The 2,659-nt window shown below is 44.9% G+C and carries 5 protein-coding genes and 1 pseudogene; 3 read left to right on the forward strand and 3 right to left on the reverse strand.

Annotated features, from left to right (window positions below; all coding sequences use genetic code 11):
- Positions 1-129: 129 nt before the first annotated feature.
- A complete protein-coding gene (locus tag EWV66_RS18265) occupies positions 130-531 on the reverse strand; it encodes an Npun_F0494 family protein (RefSeq protein WP_052278376.1) in 402 nt (133 codons plus the stop codon).
- 115 nt (positions 532-646) lie between these two features.
- Here EWV66_RS18265 and EWV66_RS18270 point away from each other — a divergent pair, with 115 nt between their 5' ends.
- The 3 genes from EWV66_RS18270 (at position 647) to EWV66_RS18280 (ending at position 2,242) form a co-directional block, all read left to right on the forward strand.
- A complete protein-coding gene (locus EWV66_RS18270) occupies positions 647-949 on the forward strand; it encodes a hypothetical protein (RefSeq protein ID WP_052275678.1) in 303 nt (100 codons plus the stop codon).
- 55 nt (positions 950-1,004) lie between these two features.
- Positions 1,005-1,460 carry a (2Fe-2S) ferredoxin domain-containing protein gene (locus EWV66_RS18275; protein ID WP_052275677.1) on the forward strand — a complete coding sequence of 152 codons (456 nt, stop codon included), beginning with the start codon at positions 1,005-1,007 and terminating at the stop codon, positions 1,458-1,460.
- Between the two features lie 101 nt (positions 1,461-1,561).
- Positions 1,562-2,242 (forward strand): response regulator transcription factor, encoded by a 681-nt coding sequence (locus tag EWV66_RS18280; RefSeq protein WP_052275676.1) that lies wholly within the window; start codon positions 1,562-1,564, stop codon positions 2,240-2,242.
- Between the two features lie 94 nt (positions 2,243-2,336).
- On the opposite strand, the gene EWV66_RS18285 is transcribed toward EWV66_RS18280, so the two are convergent.
- Both EWV66_RS18285 and EWV66_RS18290 read right to left on the reverse strand, forming a co-directional pair.
- Positions 2,337-2,489 carry a hypothetical protein gene (locus EWV66_RS18285; RefSeq protein WP_158499313.1) on the reverse strand — a complete coding sequence of 51 codons (153 nt, stop codon included), beginning with the start codon at positions 2,487-2,489 and terminating at the stop codon, positions 2,337-2,339.
- A pseudogene (locus EWV66_RS18290) lies at positions 2,479-2,659 on the reverse strand (hypothetical protein); the annotation flags it as partial. The gene EWV66_RS18285 and the pseudogene EWV66_RS18290, both read right to left, overlap by 11 nt.

Below are 2,659 nucleotides of genomic sequence, written 5' to 3' on the forward strand. Positions count from 1 at the left end.
ACTGATAACTGATAACTGATAACTGATAACTGATAACTGATAACTGATAACTGATAACTGATAACTGATAACTGATAACTGATAACTGATAACTGATAACTGATAACTGATAACTGACTCCCAACAGCATTAAAAAGAAAACCAACGTTGCAGAGTATTAAAAAATCTTTGCCAGAAAGTGGGTTTAGGGAAAAAGTCCCCTTGGGGTTGCCATTTTTCTATTAATTTCCTTCCTAAAGGAGTGAGACGAAAACTATCGGTTATCCCCTGTCCATCTACTTCGCGCCGCAAAATTCCCACTTTAATCAACCAGAGAAGATAGCTTTCCGCTGCCGCTTCCGTCAGCAGTCTGGAAGTATAACCTTTCTCTAAACCCCCAGCACCAGGGATGCTTAAAAGTGATACACTTTGCTCCAGCATAGCGGCAAATAGGGTGACACGGAAAGGAGAACAACAGAGGGCGCGTTCGGCCCGGGTGATGGTAGCATCAGGATAATTGATGGCGGTAACGGTGGCAGTCGATAGGCTCATAAATTCCGGTCGTTTGGCTATTGATAAACTCATTGTTACATTAATTCTGTCTCAATCCCTGTCAACCCCAATCACCGATAAAATAGGGATGAAGTGTTAAGTAGCTTGAGTGTTTATGCAGTCTCCCGAACCGTTCGATAATAAATATACCCCAGAGGAAGTGGAAGTGGAAATCGAAACCGACGATTTTCCCCCCGTTGCTACCCCGGTTAGTTTCGCTGCCACTCTCGAAAAAGTGAAAACTTGGTACGGCAGCCTGTCCACACCGGCACAGGTAGTCGTGGCAGTGGCGGGGGTTTTTGTGGCTCTTTCGATTTTAACGGCGATTTTACGCCTAGTCAGCGCAGTTTTAAGCGCTTTAATCCTTGCCGCTATCGTTTATCTTATCTATCGTTACATCCTCAAACCGAAATTTTAGTCGGCCATGCACATTTTCTGTTCAATGTCAAGAGTTTAGTTGATAAAAAAAATTTATGGAAGAAGCGGACACTAGAGATATCTTGGGGGAAAATGTGGCTAAGTTGGGACTGGCCCAGATCCAGCGTCATCTATTTCTCTGCTGCGATCAAACTAAGCCAAAATGCTGTGACAAGGAAGAAGGGTTAGAAGTGTGGGATTATTTAAAGAAGCGGTTAAGTGAATTACAACTCGATCGCCCTAGGGCCGACCGTCTAGGTTGTATTTTTCGCACTAAAGCCAACTGTTTGCGGGTTTGTAGCCAAGGCCCGATTTTATTAGTGTACCCGGAAGGAGTCTGGTATGGAAGGGTAAACAAGGAAGCGATCGAAAGAATTATCCAAGAACACCTAATCGGTAATCAAATCGTCACCGAATATGCTTTCCTTTGCCACGATTTACCAGCAATCTCCCTGAACTGTTCCAGAGAAGAACCCGAAACAATAGAGGAAAACAGCGTTAAAACTAGCTGAAACCCTAATTAACTACACATATCTAACTACCTGTTGCATGAGTGCCTGTCAATCCTTTGTCCGTCTCCATTCCCCCAACCCTGCAGCCCAGAAAAATAGCGATGAAAGAGACCAACAAAGACAATAAACAACTTTTATTAATCGACGATGACCCAAATTTAATACTTTTGGTGAAGGATTATCTAGAGTTTCGTGGTTATAGGGTGATAACCGCAGAAAACGGTCGGGAGGCCCTAGCAATCCTCGAACGCGGGGCAAATGCGGCTAAAGCAAGGGAAATGCCCGATATCATTATCTGTGATCTGATCATGCCGGAAATGGATGGTTATGCCTTCCTCGAAACAATTCGTCGGGACAGTCGTTTTAGTGGTCTTCCCGTGATTTTTCTCTCCCCTAAGGATCAAAGTCAGGACAAGGTGACAGGTTTAATCACCGGGGCCGCTGTCTATATAGTCAAACCCTTTGAACCGGAAGAATTAGTGGCCCGGGTGGAGTCTTCCCTCAAACAAGCGGGCCGGTTGCTGAAACGCAGCACCCGCATTCATTCCCCGGATGTCACCCCTGTTCAGGTTCCGGGTAATGTGGAATTAACCCCAACGGAGTTAAAAGTAGTACAATTGGTCGCCCAGGGACTGGCTAATCGGGAAATCGCAACAAAACTCAATGTTAGTCAACGGACAATCGAAAGTCATGTGTCGAATATGCTCCATAAAACCGGTCTTCATAATCGCACGGAATTAACCCAGTGGGCGATCGAAAGTAATAAGCTGTTGACTATCTAGGGTTTGCGGCAAAAAGTTTTTTAGCATACCCTCAATAGTCAACAACTTATCAGGGTTTAGTGTCAGGTGATTGTCAACTCAGCTTTTTTTGGCATTAAACATCCCTGAGATTGTCCTGGTCTGCTAGTTGCGATCGCTCTTTTTCCAGGGCCAATTCCGTTTCCAATTCTTGGCTGAGGAAATAGTTGAGGAAAGTTCGGTTGACATCCTCACCGCCGTAAACGGACGGTGATTCCCTACAGATCAAACAAACTTAATTGAACGATCTTCGGTTGGGTTGACGCTTCACGGGATGCTTCTTCTTTAACAGAAGTCTTACACCTTCCTCTGCGTCCGTTTTTTGAGGTCTCCGATTGCCCACCGGCGACCTTGATAATTAAAGTCAGTAAGAGAGTCGCCTCTCCTACTGCTCTACAA

The sequence above is a fragment of the Microcystis sp. M_OC_Ca_00000000_C217Col genome (assembly GCF_007095585.1).
Taxonomy (GTDB): Bacteria; Cyanobacteriota; Cyanobacteriia; order Cyanobacteriales; family Microcystaceae; genus Microcystis; species Microcystis panniformis.